This window comes from Micromonospora sp. I033 (assembly GCF_053890995.1).
On the sequence record NZ_JBSSLX010000029.1, the window covers coordinates 12,668 to 30,973 of the forward strand.

12 protein-coding genes are annotated in these 18,306 nt (G+C 73.6%); 3 read left to right on the plus strand and 9 right to left on the minus strand.

Features of this window, described 5'->3' with window-relative positions; genetic code table 11:
* Positions 1-219: 219 nt before the first annotated feature.
* From ACW0Q9_RS07890 to ACW0Q9_RS07900, 3 genes are all read left to right on the plus strand, one after another.
* On the plus strand, positions 220-3,558 hold the full coding sequence (locus ACW0Q9_RS07890; protein WP_456179339.1) for a ThuA domain-containing protein: 3,339 nt from the start codon (positions 220-222) through the stop codon (positions 3,556-3,558).
* 82 nt (positions 3,559-3,640) lie between these two features.
* Positions 3,641-4,711 carry a sugar phosphate isomerase/epimerase family protein gene (locus ACW0Q9_RS07895; protein WP_456179340.1) on the plus strand — a complete coding sequence of 357 codons (1,071 nt, stop codon included), beginning with the start codon at positions 3,641-3,643 and terminating at the stop codon, positions 4,709-4,711.
* A 108-nt stretch (positions 4,712-4,819) separates the two neighbouring features.
* Positions 4,820-6,004, plus strand: a complete 1,185-nt coding sequence (locus ACW0Q9_RS07900; RefSeq protein WP_456179342.1) for an ROK family protein — start codon at positions 4,820-4,822, stop codon at positions 6,002-6,004.
* Between the two features lie 98 nt (positions 6,005-6,102).
* Here ACW0Q9_RS07900 and ACW0Q9_RS07905 read toward each other — a convergent pair whose 3' ends face one another.
* The 9 genes from ACW0Q9_RS07905 to ACW0Q9_RS07945 all read right to left on the minus strand — a co-directional run bounded on the left by ACW0Q9_RS07905 (position 6,103) and on the right by ACW0Q9_RS07945 (position 18,287).
* On the minus strand, positions 6,103-7,113 hold the full coding sequence (locus ACW0Q9_RS07905; protein WP_456179343.1) for a sugar phosphate isomerase/epimerase family protein: 1,011 nt from the start codon (positions 7,111-7,113) through the stop codon (positions 6,103-6,105).
* Between the two features lie 201 nt (positions 7,114-7,314).
* The gene (locus ACW0Q9_RS07910) at positions 7,315-7,815 is read right to left on the minus strand and encodes a sensor histidine kinase (RefSeq protein ID WP_456179345.1); all 501 of its coding nucleotides are present in this window, start codon (positions 7,813-7,815) and stop codon (positions 7,315-7,317) included.
* 75 nt (positions 7,816-7,890) lie between these two features.
* Positions 7,891-9,999, minus strand: coding sequence for a lectin (locus tag ACW0Q9_RS07915; protein ID WP_456179346.1), 2,109 nt, complete (start codon positions 9,997-9,999; stop codon positions 7,891-7,893).
* A 54-nt stretch (positions 10,000-10,053) separates the two neighbouring features.
* Positions 10,054-12,888 (minus strand): RICIN domain-containing protein, encoded by a 2,835-nt coding sequence (locus tag ACW0Q9_RS07920; protein WP_456179348.1) that lies wholly within the window; start codon positions 12,886-12,888, stop codon positions 10,054-10,056.
* A 285-nt stretch (positions 12,889-13,173) separates the two neighbouring features.
* Positions 13,174-14,241 carry a polyprenyl synthetase family protein gene (locus ACW0Q9_RS07925; RefSeq protein ID WP_456179349.1) on the minus strand — a complete coding sequence of 356 codons (1,068 nt, stop codon included), beginning with the start codon at positions 14,239-14,241 and terminating at the stop codon, positions 13,174-13,176.
* Positions 14,238-15,632, minus strand: coding sequence for an alkaline phosphatase family protein (locus ACW0Q9_RS07930; protein WP_456179351.1), 1,395 nt, complete (start codon positions 15,630-15,632; stop codon positions 14,238-14,240). Before ACW0Q9_RS07930 ends, ACW0Q9_RS07925 begins: the two co-directional genes overlap by 4 nt.
* A complete protein-coding gene (gene eboE, locus ACW0Q9_RS07935) occupies positions 15,629-16,816 on the minus strand; it encodes a metabolite traffic protein EboE (protein ID WP_456179352.1) in 1,188 nt (395 codons plus the stop codon). The genes ACW0Q9_RS07930 and eboE overlap by 4 nt, the downstream gene beginning before the upstream one ends.
* Complete coding sequence (locus ACW0Q9_RS07940; RefSeq protein ID WP_456179354.1) at positions 16,816-17,667, minus strand: TatD family hydrolase; 852 nt, start codon at positions 17,665-17,667, stop codon at positions 16,816-16,818. Before ACW0Q9_RS07940 ends, eboE begins: the two co-directional genes overlap by 1 nt.
* Positions 17,667-18,287 carry an EboA domain-containing protein gene (locus ACW0Q9_RS07945; protein WP_456179355.1) on the minus strand — a complete coding sequence of 207 codons (621 nt, stop codon included), beginning with the start codon at positions 18,285-18,287 and terminating at the stop codon, positions 17,667-17,669. Before ACW0Q9_RS07945 ends, ACW0Q9_RS07940 begins: the two co-directional genes overlap by 1 nt.
* Positions 18,288-18,306: the final 19 nt, after the last annotated feature.

Genomic DNA, 18,306 nt, shown 5'->3' on the forward strand with positions numbered 1-18,306 from the left:
GCTCTCGTCTGTCCGAACGAGACCCCGCTCCCACTTTTGTTCAGGATGAGCAAAAGTGGGAGCGGATCATCGAAAACTTTTGGCTTCAACCTCTTCTCTTTGGTCCCGGGCGCAAATATCGTCTCGCGTAGAACCTGGCCAGGCTCTCGTCACCTTCCAGCGACCTCCTCAGCCTCGTCCCGGCGCTGAGGCGGACCCGCCCGACCAGAGCGAGGTTCGATGCGCAGAAGACCGTTCGGCCGCAGGGCCGCCACCTATCTCGGCCTGCTCACACTCGTCGCCGCGACGCTCGTCGCGACGGCGGAGCGGGCCCCGACCCCGGCGCGGGCCGCGCCGGTGCTCACCGCTCCCGCACCCGTCAGCAACGGCATCCAGTACAAGGTGCTCGTCTTCACCCGGTCGGCCGGCGGCAACAACGCCGCCACCGCGGCCGGTGTGCAGGCCGTCCAGGACCTCGGACGGGACCGCCGCTTCACCGTCGAGGTCACCAACGACCCGCGCAAGTTCGACCAGGCCCACCTGAAGCAGTTCCGCGCCGTGGTGTTCCTGAACACCGCCGGCGACGTGCTCAACGACGCCCAGCAGGCCGCCTTCGAGGCGTACTACCGCGACGGCGGCGGCTTCGTCGGCGTCCACTCCGCCATCGAGGCCGAGCCCGACTGGTCGTTCCTCACCAACGTGCTCGGCACACGGGCCACCGGCGCGCCGACCGCCGCGAGCCGGGCGACGGTCACCGTCGCCGACCGGGTCCACCCGGCCTCGGAGACGCTGCCGCAGCGCTGGTCCACCACCGACCGGTGGTACAACTTCGCGGCCAACGTCCGGGGCGTCTCGCACGTGCTGGCCACCGTGGACGAGAAGACGTACGCCGGCGGCAGCATGGGCTTCGACCACCCGGTCACCTGGTGCAAGGACTACCAGGGCGGCCGCTCCTTCTACACCGGACTCGGCGCCACCCCGGAGAGCTACGGCAGCGCCGACCTTCGGGCCCACCTCGGCGGGGCGATCCAGTGGGCGGCCGGCGTCACCGACGGCGACTGCGGCGCGACCGTGCTGGCCAACTACCAGATGACGGTGGTCGGGGCGCAGCCCAACGTCAACGAGCCGATCGGCTTCGACGTGCTCCCCGACGGCCGGGTGATCCAGACCGACCGGCGCGGCGGCGTCCGGCTGCACGACCCGGCCACCAACGCGACCACGGTGCTGGCCCAGATCCCGGTCTACACCCACAGCGAGGACGGGATGTACGGCCCGGCGGTGGACCACGACTTCGCCACCAACAAGTGGGTCTACCTCTACTACGCGCCCCCGCTGGACACCCCGACGGGCGGCGCGCCGACCACCAGCACCGACCCGGCCGCGTGGGACCAGTGGAAGGGCTACTTCCAGCTCTCCCGGTTCAAGTTCGTCGACGGCGAGACCCCGTCGCTGGACCTGAGCACCGAGCAGAAGATCCTCCAGGTCCCGGTGGACCGCGGCGCCTGCTGCCACGTCGCCGGTGACATCGCGTTCGACTCGAAGAACAACCTCTGGCTGGTGACCGGGGACGACACCCCGGCCGGCGGCGGCGGGTCGGGCGGCTTCTCGCCGCACAACGACTCGGTGAGCGCCACCGGCGTCTACCAGGCCCCGTTCGTCGACGCGCGGCGCAGCTCGGCCAACACCAACGACCTGCGCGGCAAGATCCTGCGGATCACGGTCGGCGCGGACGGGTCGTACACCGTCCCGGCAGGGAACCTGTTCCCGGCCGGCACCGACAGGACCCGCCCGGAGATCTACGCGATGGGCTTCCGGAACCCGTTCCGGATCACCCTCGACAAGGACGACGTCGCCTACATCACCGACTACTCGCCGGACTCCTCGACCGCCGCGGTCGGCCGCGGGCCGGCGGGCACCGGCCGGATGATGGTGGTCGACAAGCCGGCGAACTACGGCTGGCCGATGTGCGTGCAGCCGAACCTGCCGTACATCGAGATGAACTGGACCACCAGCCCGATCTCCCCGGTGGCCCCGTTCGACTGTGCGGCACCGAAGAACACCTCGCGGCACAACACCGGCCTGACCGACCTGCCGCGGGTGGAGAAGTCGGAGCTGTGGTACTCGTTCCAGGCCCCCACGCCCTGCCCGGAGTCCTACCTGTCGACTCCGACGCAGACCTGCCCGGTGCTCTTCCCGGAGCTGGGCACGGGCGGCGTGGGCCCGCACGGCGCGGCGAAGTACGACTTCGACCCGGAGCTGAGGTCGGAGACGAAGTTCCCCGAGTACTACGACGACGCGATCATCTTCGGTGAGTTCACCCGGGACACGCTCAAGGAGATCCGGCTGGACGACCAGGGCGAGATCCTGAAGATCAACAACGTGTTGAACTGCGGGCAGGCGCCCACCACGCCGACCAAGCCGTTCCTCTGCGACAACCCGATGGACATGCGGTGGGGCGCGGACGGCAACCTCTACCTGCTGACGTACGGCGACGGGTTCTTCAACGTCAACCCGGACGCGGCGATGCTCAAGTTCAGCTACGTCAAGGGCCTGCGGGCACCGACCGCCGTGCTGAACGCGACCCCGACCAACGGCCGGGCGCCGCTGACCGTCGCCTTCTCCAGCGACGGCTCGAAGGACCCGGACCCGGCGGACTCGATCTCGTTCGCCTGGGACTTCGACGGCAACGGCACCACCGACTCGATCGACCCGAACCCGTCGTTCACCTACACCACCAACGGCGTCTACACCGCCCGGCTCACGGTGACCGACTCCAGCGGCAAGACCGCGTCGGCGAACACCACAATCACGGTCGGCAACACCGCGCCGACCGTCACCGTCACCACCCCGCTCGAAGGCGGCTTCTTCAGCTGGGGCGACGACATCCCGTGGACCGTCACGGTCACCGACCCGGAGGACGGGCCGGTCGACTGCGCCAGGGTCGAGGTGACCTTCGTGCTCGGCCACGACAGCCACGGGCACGGCGAGGCCAACCAGTTCGGCTGCTCCGGGGTGCTGCCCACGGACGCCGACGACGCCTCGCACGGCGGCTACATCTACGGCGTGGTCAGCGCGTCGTACACCGATCAGGGCGCCAACGGCCAGCCGGCCCTGACCACGGTGGACCAGCAGATCATCCAGGCCAAGCGCCAGGAGGTCGAGTTCGCCACCGAGGAGTCCGGCACGACGGTCGGCACCAGCGCGGACACCGGGGGCGGGCAGCAGCGCGGCAGCCTCGACCCCGGCGACTGGATCGCGATCAACAACACCGTGAACCTCACGAACATGCAGTCGGTGACGCTGCGCACCTCCGGGGGCAGCGCCGCCACCGCCGGGCAGCCCCGGTTCGGCGTCCAGTTCCGGCTGGACTCCCCCACCGGCCCGCTGCTGGCCACGGCCACGGTCAACGCGACCACCGGCAACAACGCCTTCACCAGCACCACCGTGCCGGTCACCGACCCGGGCGGGACGCACAAGCTCTACCTGGTCCTGACCACCGTCCCCGGCGGCCCGGCCAGCGGCTTCGGCAACCTCAACTGGGTCGAGTTCACCGGCCAGGGCATCGGCGTCACCCCGTGACGCCCGGGTGGGGCCGCCACCCGGCGGCCCCACCCGCCCTCTTCCTCCCACACCACCGGCACCGTCAGAAAGGCAGTCAGCCATGAACGACACAGCGCACGGGATGAGCCGCCGTCGGATGCTCGGCACCATCGCCGGGGCGGCGGGCGCCGTCGCCGTCGGCGCCGCCGGGCTCCCGTCGGCCGCCTTCGCCGGCAACGGGCTGCTCGTCCCGACCGGCAAGCGGGGCATCATCCTCTACAGCGTCCGCGACCGGATCAGCGCCGCCCCGGACGCCACCGGCGTGCCGTACGGGTTCGAGCGGGTGCTCGCCCGGCTCGCCGAGATCGGCTACAAGGAGGTCGAGTTCGCCGGGTACACCCAGCACACCTCGATCCTCGGCCGGCAGATCACCCCGGAGGAGATCCGCAAGATCCTCGACGACAACGGGCTGCGCGCCAACGGTTCGCACGCCTCGATCCCGGGCACGGTCACTCCGGACACCATCGCCGCCTTCGAGCGGACGCTGGACACCGCCGAGATCCTCGGCATGACCCACATCGGCACCGGCAGCGACCCGACCGGCAGCAACTACAAGGCCGACTGGGACGCCGCCGTGGACCGGTGGAACACCTTCGGCGAGATGGCCGCGGCCCGGGGCCTGAAGCTGTACACGCACAACCACGACGCCGCGTACAACTTCCTGCTGGACAGCGGGCCGCTGGACGCGCTGGGCCGGCCGACCCGGTCCTCCGGGGTCCGCAAGCTGGAGTACTTCATCGCGCGGACCAACCCGGAGTGGGTCTGGTTCGAGATGGACATCTACTGGGCGCACGTGGCCCAGCACCGGTTCCGCAGCTACACCGACCCGGACGGGGTGACCCAGACCAACGTCTTCGACCCGCTGGCCGTGGTCGCCGCCCAGCCCATCCGGTTCCCGCTGTTCCACGCCAAGGACGGCACGTACGACCCCAACACCGCCGCCGGCTACGCCATGGTGCCGCTCGGCGAGGGCGACATCGACTACGGGAACTTCTTCGCGAACATGGGCGCGAAGGGTTACCACAACCCGATGTGGGAGCAGGACAACGCGCCGGGCGGTGCCGCCGACCCGGGCCGGTCGCTGCGCTACGCGGAGGTGAGCTACCAGCACATGTCGGGTCTGCGGGGCTGACCGACCCGACCGTTCGACCGCAGGGGGCCGCACCGGGAAACCGGGGCGGCCCCCTCGCGTCACGCGGCCGTGACGGCGGTGTGGCACATTCGGGGGGAGGTGATCGTGATGACGATGGTCGGACCGGAGAGCGCGGACCAGGCGCGGCTGCTGCGCCTGCTGCGCGACGACGGCCCGCGCTCGCGGGTCGAACTGGCCGACGCCCTGGGCCTGCCCCGGGCCCGGTTCCTCGCCGAGGCGGACCGGCTGGCCGCGCAGGGCCTGGTGGAGACCGCCGGGCCGGCCGCGTCCCGGGGCGGGCGCCGCTCCTCCCTGCTGCGGATCGGCAGGCAGGTGCGCTTCGGCGCGGTGCGGGTCGGCGACGGGCGGCTGGAGGTCGCGCTCACCGACGGCGAGCTGACCCTGCTCGCCCGGCACGACGAGCCGGTCGACGTCCGGCTCGGCCCCGAGGCGGTGGTCGGCCGGGCGGTCGAACTGCTCGGCAAGCTGCGGGCCGAGGCCGGGCTGGCCCGGCTGGCCGGCGTCGGGGTGGCGCTGCCCGCGCCGGTCGCGGTCCGGGAGGGCAGCCCGGTCTCCCCGCCCGGCCTGCCCGGCTGGCACCAGTTCCCGGTACGCGACACCATCGCCGCCGAGCTGGGCTGCCCGGTGCAGGTCGACAACGACGCCAACGTGATGGCCCTGGGCGAGCGGCACGCTGGCACCGGCCGGCCGTTCGACGACTTCCTCTACGTGAAGCTGGGCGACGCGGTGGGCTGCGGTCTGGTGCTCGGCGGGGCGCTCTACCGGGGCGCGGCCAGCGGCGCCGGCGACATCGGGCACCTCCAGCTCACCGAGGACGGGCCGCTCTGCGGCTGCGGCAACACCGGCTGCGTCGAGGCGTACTGCGGGGATGCCGCCCTGGTGCGGGAGGCGGTGACGGCCGCGCGGGCCGGGCGCTCGACGGCGCTCGCCGACCGGCTGGCCGCCGCCGGCGCGCTCACCGTGGCCGACGTGGCCGCGGCGGCGACCGCCGGGGATCCGGCCGCGCAGACGCTGGTCCGCGACGCCGCCCGGCGGCTCGGGCAGGTGCTGGTCGGCCTGGTCAGCTTCGTCAACCCGGCCATCGTGATCATCGGCGGCGCGGCACCGGGGATCGGGCCGGTCCTGCTCGCGGAGATCCGGGGGGTGGTCTACCGGCGCTCCACCCCGCTGGCCACCGGCAGCATGCCGATCGTCCTCTCCGACCTCGACGACCGGGCCGGCCTGGTCGGCGCGGCCCGGCTGGTCAGCGACCAGGTCCTCGCGGCCTGCTGAGGGCCGCCGTTGTCGGCGCGGCCCGGCCGGTAGGCGACCAGGTTCCGCCGCCTGCCGCCCCCGGGGCCGGCCGTGCCGGCCCCGGAGGCCCGCGGGGGTCAGTCCCGGCTGCTGCTGAACGCCGCGTCGAAGGCGGCGGCCGGGGCGTCGAAGGCGAGCCGGCGGACGAACTGGAGCGCCTCGGGGGCGCCGACCAGGCGGTCCATGCCGGCGTCCTCCCACTCGATCGAGATCGGGCCGGTGTAGCCGATCGCGTTCAACGCGCGGAAGCAGTCCTCCCACGGCACGTCGCCGTGGCCGGTGGAGACGAAGTCCCAGCCGCGCCGCAGGTCCGCCCAGGGCAGGTGGGAGGAGAGCCGGCCACGCCGGCCGTCCCCGGTGCGCACCTTCGCGTCCTTGCAGTCGACGTGGTAGATCCGGTCGGCGAAGTCGAAGATGAAGTTGACCGGGTCCAGCTCCTGCCAGACGAAGTGCGACGGGTCCCAGTTCAGCCCGAACGCGGGCCGGTGGTCGATCGCCTCCAGGGTCCGCTTGGTGGTCCAGTAGTCGTAGGCGATCTCGCTGGGGTGCACCTCGTGGGCGAAGCGCACGCCCACCTCGTCGAAGACGTCCAGGATCGGGTTCCACCGGTCGGCGAAGTCCTGGTAACCGCGCTCGATCATGGCCGGCGGGACCGGCGGGAACATCGCCAGCGTGTGCCAGATCGACGAGCCGGTGAAGCCGACCACGGTCTTCACCCCGAGCTTCGCGGCCGCCCGGGCGGTGTCCTTCATCTCCTCGGCGGCGCGGCGGCGTACGCCCTCCGGCTCGCCGTCGCCCCAGATCCGGGCGGGGAGGATGTCCTGGTGCCGCTCGTCGATCGGGTGGTCGCAGACCGCCTGGCCGACCAGGTGGTTGGAGATGGCGAAGACCTGGAGGTTGTGCTTGGCGAGGGTGGCCCGCTTGCGGTCCACGTACGACTCGTCGGCGAGCGCCTTGTCGACCTCGAAGTGGTCGCCCCAGCAGGCGACCTCCAGGCCGTCGTACCCCCACTCGGCGGCGAGCCGGCAGACCTCGTCGAACGGAAGATCGGCCCACTGGCCGGTGAAGAGCGTGATGGGTCGCGCCATTTGTCCTTCTCCCCTGTCGTGATGGGGGATTCCGTAGCGGACCGGGGCGAGGGCGACCGGGTGCGGGCGGCCCGACGGCACCGGTGGACGCGTTCGCGTCTGGGCCCGACGGGTTGCGCCTCCCGTCGGGTCACCGGCCACCTCGCGGTCGCCGCCCTCACTCTAGGTCGGGCGCGGCCGGCGCGGAAGGGCCCGGGGCCGTCAGGACGGCTCGGCCTCGTCCTCGGGAGCGGGCAGGTCGGCGCGGACCAGCCAGCCCCCCTCGGGGCGTGGGCCGGCGTGGAAGGCGCCGCCGACCGACTCGGCCCGCGCCCGCGGCCCGGTGCCCACGACGGGAGTGGTGGACCCGTCGCCACGGATCTCGACGGTGAGGCCGGCGGGGTCGTAGCGCAGCCGGACCGCGACGGCCGCGTCCGGCGCGTGCCGGCGCGCGCCGGTCAGCGCGTCCTGGATGATCCGGTACGCGGCCACGTCGACCGCGGCGGGCAGCGGGCGGGGCTGGCCACCCACCCGCCAGCGCACCGCCTGGCCGGCGGCGAATTCGTCGATGAGCGCGTCCAGCCGGGTGAGGCTGGGCGCGGGCCCGGTGTCGACCGCCGGCTGCCCGTCGCGGCGCAGCGCCCCGAGCACGGCGGCCAGCAGTCCGCCACCGACCCTCGGGCGCGCCCGGGCGACCCGACGCCACCGCTCCAGCCGTCCCACACCGTCAAGGTACGGCAGCAGCCCGGCGGCGGACCGGGCGGATCCCGCGGGTCGCCCGGTCCGCCGTTCCGCTCGTCAGGGCAGGGTCCACCGCTGGTTCGCGGCGCCGGTGCAGGTCCAGAGGTGCACGGGCGTGCTGTCGGCGGAGTTGTTGCCGGAGACGTCCAGGCACTTGCCGGACTGCGGGTTGCGCACCGTGCCGTCGGCCTGGGCCGACCAGTTCTGCGCCCCGGTGCCGTTGCAGGTCCAGAGCTGGATCTTCGTGCCGTCGGCCGAGCCGCCGCCCGACACGTCCAGGCACTTGCCCAGCGCCCGGACGGTCGAGTTCGGGGTCACCGTCCAGGTCTGGGCGGTGCCGCCGTTGCAGGTGTAGAGCTGCACCTGGGTGCCGTCCGCGGTGGCGCCGCCCCGCACGTCCAGGCACTTGCCGGCCAGGCCCCGGATCGGGCCGGTCCCGCCGCCCCCACCGCCCCGCACCAGGGTGAAGTCGTCCACGTCGAACAGCCCGGAGCCGGTGCCGGCGAAGGTGAGATACACCGTCTGGCTGCCCGACGGCACGCCGGCCAGCGTCGTGTTGACGTCGGCGAAGGTGGTCCAGCTACCGGTGTTCGGCACCGCCACCTGACCGAGCACCGGGCCCGTCGGGGAGCCGGTGCGGAGCTGGAGCGTGCCGCCCGGGCCGCCGGAGACCACGCGGGCCCGCAGCGCGGTCACCCCGGTCAGATCGAGCCCCTGGTACGCGGCCCAGTCGCCCGGGTCGACGTACCCCAGGGTCTGCCCGCCGTTGGCGCCGGCCTTGGTGAACGGGGTGACCCCGCTGGCCGAGCTGAACGCCTCGGCCTGGACGGTGGTGCTCCCGGTCGGCGGCGGGGTGGTGCCCAGCTCCTTGATCCGGACGTTGCGGAACGACACGTCGTCGCCGGTGCCGTGGTTCTGGAGGCCGATGTGGCCGGCGAGCGAGCGGGCCGGGTCGGTGTTGGTGAAGTCGTTGATCTTCACGCCGTTGAGGAGGACCTGGAGCCGCTCCCCCTCGACCAGCAGCTCGTAGGTGTTCCACTCCCCCGCCGGGTTGAGCGCCGCGTCCCGGGCGGCCAGGTCGGCCGACTTGAACGTGTAGACGGCGCCGGTGGTGCGGTCGGCGCTGTCGGTGGGGTCGATCTGGATCTCGTAGCCGTTGTTGACGGCCGACCAGGGGTCGCTCGACGGCGGGAAGCCGATGAAGACCCCGGAGTTGTCGTCGCCGGCCAGCCGCCAGTCCAGCTTCAGCGAGTAGTTGGTGAACTGCTTGGCGCTGTACCAGTACAGGCCCATCCCGCCGACCGAGGTGAGGGTGGCGTCGGCGTTGGTGAAGCTGCCCGGCCCGGCCTGCGACCAGCCGGTGGTGGCGCCGTTGTAGAGCGCCGTGTAGCCGGTCTCCGGGCGGCAGTCGGCCTTGCTGCGGCCGGCCGCGTACCGGATGCCGCCGAGCAGGTGGGCCCGGAACGCGGGCTCGGCGTAGGACGCCTGGGTGTGCCCACCGCCGGTGTAGAAGGACCGGCCGCCCGCGTACGCCTTGCACCAGGCGTGCGGGTGGTCGCCGCCCATCGAGCCGCCGGAGTACGACGACTCGTCGAGGGTGGCCAGCACGTGCGCGGTGGACCGGGCGTTGGTGCGGTAGTTGTACCACTCGTCGGTGCGGTTCCAGGTCTGCGGCAGGTGCGCGGTGGCCGCGTGCCCCCGGTCCTCCACCTTCACGGTGGCCGGCTGGATCGCCGGGTGGGAGGCGAACCAGGCGCCGACCAGGTTGCCGTAGAACGGCCAGTCGTACTCGGTGTCGGCGGCGGCGTGCACGCCGACGTAGCCGCCGCCCGCGCCGACGTACGCCTCGAAGGCGGCCTGCTGGGTGGCGTTGAGCACGTCCCCGGTGGTGTTGAGGAAGACCACCGCCTCGTAGCGGGCCAGGTTGGCGGTGGTGAACTGGGCGGCGTCCTCGGTGGCGGTGACGGTGAAGCTGTTCGCCGCGCCGAGGTCGCGGATGGCCTGGATGCCGGCCGGGATGGCGTCGTGCCGGAAGCCGGCGGTCTTGGAGAAGACCAGCACGTCGTAGGGGGCGTCGGCGGCGGCCGCCGGGTTGGCGGGGCTGGTGCAGGCGAGGGTGGCGAGGACGGCGGTGGCCGCGCCGAGTGCGGTGCGGAGGAGTCTCATGTCGCTCTCCAGGGCCGGACGGGGTGCGGGGCCGGCCGGCCCCGCACCGTCGGATCAGGGCAGGGTCCACTTCTGGTTCGCGGCGCCGGTGCAGGTCCAGAGGTGCACGGGGGTGCCGTCGGCGGAGTTGTTGCCGGAGACGTCCAGGCACTTGCCGGACTGCGGGTTGCGCAGCGTGCCGTCGGCCTGGGCCGCCCAGTTCTGCGCCCCGGTGCCGTTGCACGTCCAGAGCTGGATCTTCGTGCCGTCGGCGGTCGCGCCGCCGGAGACGTCCAGGCACTTGCCGAGCGCCCGGATCGTCGAGTTCGGTGTCACCGTCCAACTCTGCGCCGTGGTGCCGTTGCAGGTGTAGAGCTGGATCTGGGTGCCGTCGGCGGTCGCGGCGTTGCGCACGTCGAGGCACTTGCCGGCCAGCCCCCGGACCGGCCCGGTCCGCGCGGCCGACGTGGTGAGGGTGAACGAGTCCACGTCGTAGAGCGCGCCGGCGCCGCCCGCGAAGGTGAGGTAGAGCGTGGTGGTGCCGGCGGGCGGGTTGGCGACCGCGCCGGTGACCGTGGTGAAGGTGTCCCATCCGCCGGTCACCGGGACGGTGGCCGAGCCGAGCACGGTGCCGGTGGCCGAACCGGCCCGCACCTGGAGGGTGCCGCCCACCCCGGCCGAGGAGACCCGGGCGCTGAACCCGGTGACGTTGCCGAGCTGGTAGGGCTCGAACGCGATCCAGTCCCCGTTGTGGATGTCACCGACCGTCCTGCCGCCCTCGGCGGTCGCCTTGTCGAAGGTGTTGATCCCGGCGGAGGTCTTGAAGTGCTCGGCCTGCCGGTGCCGGGGCTGGAGGGTGTGCTGGGTGTGCGTGGTCAGGCCGCCGGCGTCGGTGTACTCGGCGTCGAAGATCGCGAAGATGTTCGCCGCGTCGTCGTGCTCGCCGTCGACCGGGATGCTGATCGAGCCGGTGCAGCCGGTCGCCGAGGTGATCTGGTGGCCGTGCTGGTCGTGGCCGAGCACGTAGGTCATCTTGACCCGGGTGCAGTCGATCGTGCCGTCCTCCGGGTCGGTGACGGTGATCCGGAACGGCACGGTGTCGCCGAAGGCGAAGAGCTGCCCGTTGCCCGGGCTGTTCACGGTGACCGTCGGCGCGGTGTTGCCGACGGTGATCACCACGCTGGCGGTGCCGGTGGCGCCCTGCGGGTCGCGGACGGTCAGCGTGGCGGTGTACCGGCCGTTGGCCGCGTAGGTGTGCGCCGGGTTGGCCGCCGTGGAGGTGCCGCCGTCGCCGAACGCCCAGGCGTAGGTGAGCGCCCCGCCCTCGGGGTCGGACGAGCCGGCCGAGGAGAACGTTACCGCCAGCGGGGCCGCGCCGGAGGTCTTGTCGGCGGCGGCCCGGGCCACCGGGGCGCGGTTGCCGCCGCCGAGGTAGTCGAAGCGGTACAGCGCCGAGTTGGCGTCGCCGTTGAAGTAGCCGGTGCCGTAGTCCAGCACGTAGTAGGAGCCGTCCGGCCCGAACGCGGAGTCCATCACCTGCTTGCCGGTCCACGGGAAGGTGTCGATCGTGCCGGGCGAGCCGTCGGCGTTGAGGTGGATCGGCTTGATCCAGCCCCGGCCGAACTCGGTGGCGAAGAACTGCCCGTCGAAGGACTGCGGGAACTTGGTGGTGGACGGGTTGGCGGCGTTGTACCGGTAGACCGGGCCGGCCATCGGCGACTCGGAGCCCCCGCCGAACTCGGGCGGGCTGCCGGCGTCGCCGGCGTAGCGGATCCAGGCCGGCTTCGCGGCCGGCAGGGTGCTCTGGCCGGTGTTGCGGAACGAGTTGTTGGTCGGGCCGCCCGCGCAGTTGTACTTCGCGCCCGCCGTGCCGCTGGCGAAGTCCCACTCGGCGTACGTCTCGGCCGCCGTGTTGGTGCCGGTGCAGTACGGCCAGCCGTAGTTCCCCGGGCCGGTGACCCGGTCGAACTCGACCTGGCCGGACGGACCGCGGGCCGAGCTGGTGCCGGCGTCCGGGCCGTAGTCGCCGACGTAGACGACGCCGGTGGCCTTGTCGACGCTCATCCGGAACGGGTTGCGGAAGCCCATCGCGTAGATCTCCGGCCGCGTCCGCGCGGTGCCCGGCGCGAAGAGGTTCCCGGCGGGGATGGCGTACGTCCCGTCGGCGTTCACCTTGATCCGCAGGATCTTCCCGCGCAGGTCGTTGGTGTTGCCGGCGCTGCGCTGCGCGTCGTACGCCGGGTTGCGGTTGGTCCGCTCGTCGATCGGGGCGTAGCCGCCGGAGTCGAAGGGGTTGGTGTCGTCGCCGGTGGAGAGGTAGAGGTTGCCGGCGGCGTCGAAGTCGATGTCGCCGCCGACGTGGCAGCACATGCCCCGGTCGGCCGGCACGTCCAGCACGTCGACCTTGCTCGCCTGGTTGAGCGTGAAGTCGGCGTTGAGGGTGAACCGGGAGAGCCGGTTGACTCCCTGCCACGCGGAGAAGTCGCTGCCGGTGGCGGGGGCGTCGCCGGCCGGGGTGGAGAGCGGGGGCGCGTAGTAGAGGTAGATCTGCCGGTTGCTCGCGAAGCCGGGGTCGACGCCGACGCCCTGGAGCCCCTCCTCGTCGTGGGTGTAGACCGGCAGGGTGCCGATCACGGTGGTGACGCCGGCGGCGTCGGTGCGCCGGAGCGTGCCGTTGCGGGCGGTGTGCAGGACCGAGCGGTCGGGCAGCACCGCGAGCGACATCGGCTCGCCGGTCTCGGCGACGCCGCGGGCGAGTTCGACCTGCTGGAAGTCGGTCGCGGGGATGGGGTGCGCGGACGCCGGGACGGGCGTCGCGGCCAGGCCGACCGCGCCGGCGGCCGCCGCGAGCAGCAGCGCCGATCCGGCGGGGAGCCATCGTCTGGTGGGGGTGTGGTGGGGGCTGGACATGCCTCTGCTGTCCCTTCCTGACGCGCGCAGCCAGGATCGGGCGCGCGTCGCGCCGGATGCCGTGCGGGGTTGCTGCGCCGGCCCGCCGGGTGCGGCTCGGTGGGCCGTGACCACCGGTGGTTGCGGCCGGCCGGCGGTCACCTCGACGAGGTTGCCGATTGCGGGCGGTTCACCTCGACGAAACAGCTCTGTGCTTGCGCACGACATTAAGACCTTTCGATCTGCCTGTCCATAGCTTCCGCTGGTTCCGGAACGACTTTCGTCGATCTGCGACAAAAGTTGCGATCAGCGGCGCCGGTCCACGGCCCGGGCCGCCAGGTCGGCCAGCGCCACCCGGGCCGGCTCGGCCAGCGGCAGCCGGTCCAGCGCGGCCAGCGCGGCGTCGGCCCGGGACCGGATCATCCGCTCCACCGCCGCCCGGGCCCCGGACGCCACCACGATCCGGCGCACCTCGGCGGCGCCCGCCGGGTCCAGGGCCGGATCGCCGACCAGCGCCCGCAGCCGCGCCGCCCCGGCCGGCCCGGCGGCCGCCCGGGCCAGCGCCAGCAGCACGGTCGGCTTCCCCTCGCGCAGGTCGTCCAGGTTGGACTTCCCGGTCACCGCCGGGTCGCCGAAGACGCCGAGCAGGTCGTCGCGGAGCTGGAAGGCGTCCCCGAGCGGGTCGCCGAACCCGGCCAGCGCCGCCACCACCTCCGGGTCCGCCCCGGCCAGGGCGGCGCCCACCTGCACCGGACGGGTCACCGTGTAGCGGGCCGTCTTCAACCGGACCACCGCGAGGGCGCTCTCCACCGAGCCGTCGCCGGCCGCGGCCACCACGTCGAGGTACTCCCCCGCGATCACCTCGGCCCGCATCCGGGCGAGCAGGGCGTGGCCCCGGCGCAGCCGCTCGGTGTCGAGCCCGCAGCCGTGGAACATCTGCCCCGACCAGGCGGCGCAGAGGTCGCCGCAGAGCAGGGCCGCCTGCCGGCCGTACGCCTCCGGGTCGCCACGCCAGCCGGCCCGGGCGTGCCGCTCGGCGAAGACCCGGTGCACGGTGGGCCGGCCGCGCCGGCGGTCGCTGCGGTCCAGGATGTCGTCGTGGATCAGCGCGAAGGCGTGGAACAGTTCCAGCGCCGCCGCGGCCACCACGATGGGGGTGCCGTCGGCGCCGCCGAAGCCCCGCCAGCCCCAGTAGCAGAACAGGGGCCGCAGCCGCTTGCCGCCGGCCAGGACGAACCGGCTGAGCACGTCGTGCACGGCTTCCGTACCGTCGTCCGGCCGACCCGGCCCTCGCTCGTGCAGGAACGCGGCGAGCGCGGCGTCGAAGCGGTCCCGCAGCAGGGCCGGGTCGGTCGGTGCGACGGTCACGGTCATGGCGCCTCCCGGGCCAGTCCGGCGAGCTGGAGCAGCAACGCCTTGACGTCGGTCGCGGCGACCCGGTCCCGGGCCGCGGCCCGGTCGGAGCAGAGCAGCACCGGCCCGTCGGCCGGGTCGGCGGGAAGCCGGCCGTGCGAGCCGCGGACGGCCCGCGCCCCGGCGTCCAGCCCCACCACGCTCATCAGGTAGCGCAGCCCGAGCTTCTTGCGGGCCAGCGCCAGCGCGGCCCGGCGCTTCGCCGCTCCCGGCGCGGCCGGATCGAAGAAGAGTTCGGCCGGGTCGTAGCCGGGCTTGCGGTGGATCTCGACGAGCCGGGCGAAGTCGGGCGCCCGGGCGTCGTCCAGCCAGTAGTAGTAGGTGAACCAGGCGTCCGGCTCGGCCACCAGCACCAGCTCGCCGGAGCGGGAATGGTCCAGCCCGTACCCGGCCTGGCCGGCGGCGTCCAGCACCTCGGCCACCCCGGGCAGCGCCGCGCAGAGTTTCGCCACCGCGGGCACGTCGGCCGGGTCCTTCACGTAGACGTGCGCCACCTGGTGGTCGGCAACCGCGAAGGCCCGCGACGTCCACGGGTCCAGGTACTCCATGCCGGCCTGCGTGTAGACCCGCAGCAGCCCCTCGGCACGCAGCATCCGGTTGACGTCCACCGGTCGGGAGACGTCGGTGATGCCGTACTCGGAGAGCGCCACCACCGTGGCGTCCCGCTCCCGGGCGGCGTCGAGCAGCGGGGCGAGCACCGCGTCCAGCTCGGCCGCCGCGGCGGCGGCCCGGGGCGAGGACGGGCCGAAGCGTTGCAGGTCGTAGTCGAGGTGCGGGACGTAGACCAGGGTCAGGTCGGGGGCGTGGTCGGCCAGGATCTTCTCCGCGGCCCGGCAGATCCATTGCGACGAGGGCAGCCCGGCACCCGGCCCCCAGTAGGTGAACAGGGGGAACGTGCCGAGCGCGTCGGTCAGGGTGTCGTGCAGCTCGGGCGGGTCGGTCCAGCAGTCCGGCTCCTTGCGCCCGTCCGCGTGGTAGATCGGGCGCGGGGTGACCGTCCAGTCCACGTCGGCGCCCATGGCGTACCACCAGCAGACGTTGGCGACCCGGTAGCCGGGCTCGACCCGGCGGGCCGCCTGCCACAGCTTCTCCCCGCCGACCAGGGCGTTGTGCTGCCGCCAGAGCAGCACCTCGCCGAGGTCCCGGAAGTACCAGCCGTTGCCGACGATCCCGTGCCCCGCCGGCGGCTCGCCGGTGAGGAAGGTGGACTGCACCGAGCAGGTCACCGCCGGCAGCACCGTGCCCAGCTCGGCGGCGAACCCGGCCTCGGCGACCGCCCGCAGCCGGGGCATGTGCGCCAGCAACCGCGGGGTCAGCCCGACCACGTCGAGCACCACCAGCCGCCGGCTCACGAGCGCACTCCCGCCGCCGTGGCAAGGCCGAGGTTGACCAGCTCGTCGCGGGCGAACGCCAGCTCGGCAGCGATCCCGGTGGCCAGCTCCGCGTCGGTACGCGGTCGCCGCGCCGCCGGCAGCACCCCCCAGGTGTACGTCTCGACGTCGAGGTGGTCGCAGCCGGCGGCCGGGCCGGCGTAGAGCGCGGCGAGGGCGGCCCGCAGCACCGGCACGGTGGAGCGCAGCGGCGGTTCGGGCGGGGCGTGCAGCGGCACGTGGTAGTGCACCCGCCACGCCCCGGGAAGCCGCGCGTCGAGGGCGGCGTCCAGGTCGTCGGCGGCGTGCGCCGGGTCGGCCGGGTCGGCGGCGCCGGCGCAGCCCGCGCCCCGGGTCTGGTGCAGGAAGCGCGGCTCGACCCAGCGGCGCAGCGCCCCGGCCGACCCCGCCGGGTCGGGGGCCTCGACGGCGGCGGAGACCTGCACCTTGACCACCGGCAGGCCGGCGTCGCGCAGCCGCGCCAGGGCCTCGACCGGCTCCTCCCAGGCACAGGCGAGGTGCGCCAGATCCAGGCAGATCCCGAGCCGGTCGGTATCCATGGCTGACAATACCTCGCGCGCCTGTCCCGTGGATTCCACCAGACAGCCCGGTTCCGGCTCGAAGCCGACCCGGACGCTCCGGCCGGTCTCCCGCTCCACCGCGGCGAGCCCGGCCGCGAGGGCGTCGAGGCGGTGGCGGGCGGCCTCGGCCCGACCGGCGTCCCACGGCGTGCGCCAGGCCAGCGGCAGGGTGGAGATCGAGCCGCGGGCCGCGTCGTCGGGGAGCAGGTCGGCCAGCACCCGGGCCAGGTCCAGGGTGTACGCCAGCCGGTCCGGTGTCGTCCAGTCCGGGTGGTAGACGGCGCCCTTGACCACCGGCGCCTGGAAGGCCGCGTACGGGAAGCCGTTGAGGGTGACCACCTCCAGCCCGCGTACGGTCAGCTCGTGCCGCAGGCGGCGCCGGGCCGCCGGGTCGGCGGCGAGCGCGGCGGCGACCGGGGCGGCCAGCCAGAGTCCCAGCCCGAGCCGGTCGGTGTCGAGCGCCCGCCGGACGGCGAGGGCGTACGTGTCGAGCTGGGCGAGGATCCCGGGCAGGTCCTCGGCCGGGTGGACGTTGGTGCAGTAGCCGAGGTGGACGGTCGTCCCGTCGGCGTGCCGCAGCCGCATCACTCACCCCCGCGCAGGATGGAGTTGCCGGCGAAGGTGGCGGCGGAATCGTCGAGGTCGGTGAGGTCCAGCCGGCCGGACTGGCCGTAGAACTCCACCGGGTTGCGCCACAGCACCCGGTCCACGTCGTCCTCGGTGAACCCGGCGAGCAGCATGGCCTCCCCGGTGGCCCGGGTGAGCAGCGGGTCGGAGCGCCCCCAGTCGGCGGCCGAGTTGACCAGCATCCGCTCGGTTCCGTACGTCCGCAGCAGTTCGACCATCCGCGGCGGCGACATCTTCGTCTCCGGATAGATCGAGAAGCCGAGCCAGCAGCCGGTGTCCCGGACCAGCTTCACGGTGACCTCGTTGAGGTGGTCGACGAGCACCCGCCCGGGGTCGATGCCGGACTCGGCGACCACGGCGAGGGTGCGCTCGACGCCGCGCGCCTTGTCCCGGTGCGGGGTGTGCACGAGGGCGGGCAGGTCGTGCGCCACGGCCAGGGCGAGCTGCCCGGCGAAGGCGGCGTCCTCGGCCGGGGTCATCGAGTCGTAGCCGATCTCGCCGACCGCCACCACGCCGTCCTTGTCCAGGTAGCGCGGGAGCAGGTCGAGCACCGGGCGGCAGCGCGGGTCGTTGGCCTCCTTCGGGTTCAGCGCCACGGTGGCGTGGTGCCGGACGCCGAACTGGCCGGCCCGGAACGGCTCCCAGCCCACCAGCGAGTCGAAGTAGTCGACGAAGGTGTCCACACTGGTGCGCGGCTGGCCCAGCCAGAACGCCGGCTCCACCACGGCGCGGACCCCGGCCTCCGCCATCCGCTCGTAGTCGTCGGTGGTCCGGGACGTCATGTGGATGTGCGGGTCGAAGATGCGCATCACGCCTCCCTGGCGGTGGTGGGGTGCGAGCCGGCGCCGAGCCGGTCGAGCAGGTCGGTGGCGTCGGCGGGCATGCTCCGGCCGGCCGCGTGCCGCTCGGCGGCGAGCCCGGCCAGCATGGCGGCCAGCTCGCCGTCCGCCCGGCCGGCCAGGTCGTCGACGACGGCCAGCGGCACGCCGGTGAAGACGCACTTGAGCACCGCCTGGCGCCAGGCCGGCTGCTCCAGGTGCCGGGCGTACGGGCCGAGCGCGGCGGCCACCAGCCGGGTGTCGTTGGTGCGGATCGCGTCGTGCAGCAGCGGCACGCACTCCGCCCCGATCGGCAGCAGCGGCAGGGCGCGCAGCACGGCGCGTTTCTCGGCGGCGTCGCCGTGCCGGTAGAGCGCCTCGGCCGCCGCGGCGTGGTCGCCGGGGAGCGCGGTGAGGAGCAGCGCCCGGGCGGCCTCGTCGACGGTCCAGCCGGGCGGGTCGGGCAGCGGCCCCCGGCCGCACTTCCGGGCCGCGATGACGAACAGCCGCGGGATCGCCGCGGGATCGGTCGCGACGCGGCGCAGGGCCGCGTCCAGCCACTGCGGATCGGGTACGCCCCGCAGCGCGGCGCGCAGTCGGTCGGGTGTCATGCCGTCTCCCCTCTGAGCC